3 protein-coding genes and 1 pseudogene are annotated in these 3,288 nt (G+C 74.7%); all 4 read left to right on the forward strand.

Annotated features, from left to right (window positions below):
• Positions 1-712, forward strand: a pseudogene (locus AB0K09_RS31695) (hypothetical protein); the annotation flags it as partial.
• Positions 713-782: 70 nt separating this feature from the next.
• Positions 783-1,790: an SDR family NAD(P)-dependent oxidoreductase gene (locus tag AB0K09_RS31700; RefSeq protein WP_366068841.1), complete on the forward strand. Its 1,008-nt coding sequence runs from the start codon at positions 783-785 to the stop codon at positions 1,788-1,790.
• A 53-nt stretch (positions 1,791-1,843) separates the two neighbouring features.
• Positions 1,844-2,557, forward strand: a complete 714-nt coding sequence (locus tag AB0K09_RS31705) for a nucleotidyltransferase family protein (protein WP_366068842.1) — start codon at positions 1,844-1,846, stop codon at positions 2,555-2,557.
• A 9-nt stretch (positions 2,558-2,566) separates the two neighbouring features.
• A partial coding sequence (locus tag AB0K09_RS31710; protein WP_366068843.1) for an NAD-dependent epimerase/dehydratase family protein occupies positions 2,567-3,288 on the forward strand: 722 nt, incomplete at its 3' end.

The following is a 3,288-nucleotide window of genomic DNA, read 5'->3' on the forward strand; positions in this document are numbered from 1 at the left end:
CGCCGCCCGGCCGCCGGCCGCCGTGGGACCGGCCCTGCTCCTCGCGACCGCCGCCGGGGCACTCGGCGCGGCGGTCCACGAGATCCTTCGCGCCCGCCGGACCGAGCCCGCACCGGATGCGCCGCCGCTCTCGCCGGCCGCCTCCCTCCCCTACGGCCTGTTCGGCCTCGGCTGCGGCGTACTGACCACCATCGCCGCACTGGGCGGGGTACTGCGGCACGAGAGCGGCGCGGCCGCCGCCGGCCCGGCCGTCATCGCGCTCACCCTGAGCATGGGCGCCGCCGAATGGCTGCTCTACCGCTGCCGGGGCCTGGCGCTGGCCTCGCTGCGGCGCGCGACCACCCGCGCCGGCATGCTGCTGCGCGCGGCCCGGGTGCTCGCCCTGTGCGTCACCGGCTACCTCGCCGCCCTCACCGTGCTCACCCTGGCCACCGAACTCCTGTGGCCCGGCGGCCCGGACCCCACCGCCCCCGCCGTCCTGGCCCTCCTCGCCCTCGGCACGGTGCTGTGGACCGGGCTGCTGCTCCAGGCGTACGGAGTCGCCTGGACCCCCGCGCTGCTGTGCCTCGCCGCCGCCGGTGCCGAGACCGCCGCGCTCGCCGCGCCCACGGCCGCGCCGACCACCGACCAGCTCGTCATCTGTACTGGCGCGGCGGTGGTGCTGCTGGCCGTCGCCGCCGCCCTGCTCGGCCGCGTCACCACGCACCGCTGACCGCACGCCCCGTCACGACGACACCGTCGTCACACGCACCACGTACCTCACGCACACAAGGAGACCTCGCATGCCCGCACCCGCACCCGCACTCGCCGCCGTCACCGGCGCGGAGGGCTTCATCGGCTCGCACCTGGTCGAGGCGCTCGTCGCCGAGGGCCACCGGGTCCGCGCCATGGTCCAGTACAACTCCTTCTCGTCCTTCGGCTGGCTGGAGACGCTGCCCGCCGAGGTGATGGACCGGGTCGAGGTCGTCCTCGGCGACGTCCGCGACCCCGGCTCCGTCCAGGGCCTGGTCACCGGCGCCGAGACCGTCTACCACCTGGCCGCGCTGATCGCCATCCCGTACTCCTACCGGGCCCCCCACAGCTACGTCGAGACCAATGTCACCGGCACCCTCAACGTGCTGGAGGCCGTACGGCACCTGGGCATCCCCCGGCTGGTCCACACCTCCACGAGCGAGACCTACGGCACGGCGCAGACGGTGCCCATCACCGAGGACCACCCCATCAACACCCAGTCCCCCTATGCCGCGTCCAAGGCCGGCGGCGACCGGCTGGCCGACAGCTACCACGCCAGCTTCGGGCTCCCCGTGGTCACGCTGCGCCCCTTCAACACCTTCGGCCCCCGCCAGTCCATGCGTGCCGTCATCCCCACCGTCATCGGCCAGGTCGCCGCCGGGCAGCGGACCATCACCCTCGGCGATCTGCGGCCCACCCGGGACTTCAGCTACGTCAAGGACACCGTGGCCGCCTTCCTCGCCGTCGGCACCGCACCCGCCGACCAGGTCGTCGGCCGCACCTTCAACTCCGGCACCGGCGAGGAGATCTCCGTCGGCGACCTCGTCGCCCTCATCGGCAAGCTCATGGACGCCGACCTGGAGATCCGCTCCGACGCCGAGCGCGTCCGGCCGGCCAACTCCGAGGTCATGCGGCTGGTCTGCGACGCCGGCCGGCTGCGTGCCGCCACCGGCTGGGCCCCCGCCCACACCCTCCAGGAGGGGCTGGGCCACACCGTCGACTTCTTCCGCGACCCGGCGAACCTCGCCCGCTACAAGACCGGCATCTACAACGTCTGACGCCGCACCGGTCCCCACGCGATCCCCCGAACCCACGCAGAGAGGACGGCACCATGCACGCAGTCATCCTGGCCGGAGGCAAGGGCGTGCGGCTGCGGCCGTACACCACCGCGCTGCCCAAACCCCTGGTGCCCATCGGCGACCAGCACGCCATCCTCGAGATCGTCATGCGCCAGCTCGCCGGCGCCGGATTCACCAGCTGCACCCTGGCCATCGGCCACCTCGGCCATATCATCCGCGCCTACGTCGGCGACGGCTCCCAATGGGGCATCAAGGTCGACTACACCTCCGAGGAGAGCCCGCTGGGCACGATGGGCCCGCTGCTCACCATGCTCGACCGGCTCCCCGAGCACTTCCTCGTCATGAACGGCGACATCCTCACCGACCTCGACTTCGGCGCCGTACTGCGCGAGCACATCGCCTCCGCCGCCCCGCTGACCATCGCCACCTATGTGCGCAAGGTGCGGATCGACTTCGGCGTGCTGACCACCGATTCCGGCCGGGTCGTCGGCTTCGCCGAGAAGCCCAGCATGGACTACCGGGTCTCCATGGGCGTCTACGGCGTCACCCGCGGCGCCCTGGCCCGCTACACTCCCGGACTGCCGCTCGGCTTCGACGAGCTGGTCCTCGACATGCTCCGCGACGACACCCCGCCCCACGCCTACGAGTTCGACGGCTACTGGCTCGACATCGGCCGCCCCGACGACTACGACCGGGCCAACGCCGAGTTCCCCGTCCACCGCGATCTGCTCATCAAGGGAGCGTGACCGGCCCGCATGCGCATCCTCCTGCTGGGCGCCACCGGCTTCCTCGGCGGCCACGCCGTCGCGTGTCTGCGCGCCCTTCCCGGCGCGCGGGTGCTCGACGCCGGCCGCCGGCCGGGCGCCGGCCCGGCCGTCGACCTCGCCACCGCCGACCCGGCCGCCCTGGCCGCGGCGCTGCGCGAGGCAGCCCCCGACGCCGTCGTCAACTGCGCGGGCGCGGTCGCCGGCAGCGCCACCACCCTCACCGCCGTCAACGCCCGCGGTCCGGCCGCGCTGTGCGAGGCACTGCGCGAGGCCGCCCCCGGCGCCCGCCTGGTCCACCTCGGCTCGGCCGCCGAGTACGGGCCCGCCGACGGCGAACGGCCCCTCACCGAGACCGGCCCCGCCCGGCCCGTCGGCCTGTACGGGGCCGCCAAACTCGCCGGCACCCTCGCCGTGACCGGATCCGGACTGGACGCCGTCGTCCTGCGCGTGTTCAACCCCGTCGGCCCCGGCGCCCCCGCCGGGTCCCTCGCCGGACGGCTGGCCGAGGAGCTGCGGCGCGCCGGCCCGGACGGCCGGATCCGCACCGGGGACCTCTCCGCCCACCGGGACTTCGTCGACGCCCGCGACGTCGCGGACGCCGTCGTCCGCGCCGTGACGGCGCCCGGGCCGCTGCCCGCCGTCCTCAACATCGGCAGCGGCACGGCCCGCCCGGCCCGCGACCTCGCCACCGGCCTGGCCCGGATCGCCGG

It is taken from the genome of Streptomyces sp. NPDC049577 (genome assembly GCF_040675635.1).
Classification (GTDB): domain Bacteria; phylum Actinomycetota; class Actinomycetes; order Streptomycetales; family Streptomycetaceae; genus Streptomyces.

What these genes read in the sequence shown, in the direction of transcription:
- AB0K09_RS31700 (WP_366068841.1), top strand. Translation starts at nt 783, where the DNA reads ATGCCCGCACCCGCACCCGCACTCGCCGCCGTCACCGGCGCGGAGGGC.
- AB0K09_RS31705 (WP_366068842.1), top strand. Translation starts at nt 1,844, where the DNA reads ATGCACGCAGTCATCCTGGCCGGAGGCAAGGGCGTGCGGCTGCGGCCG.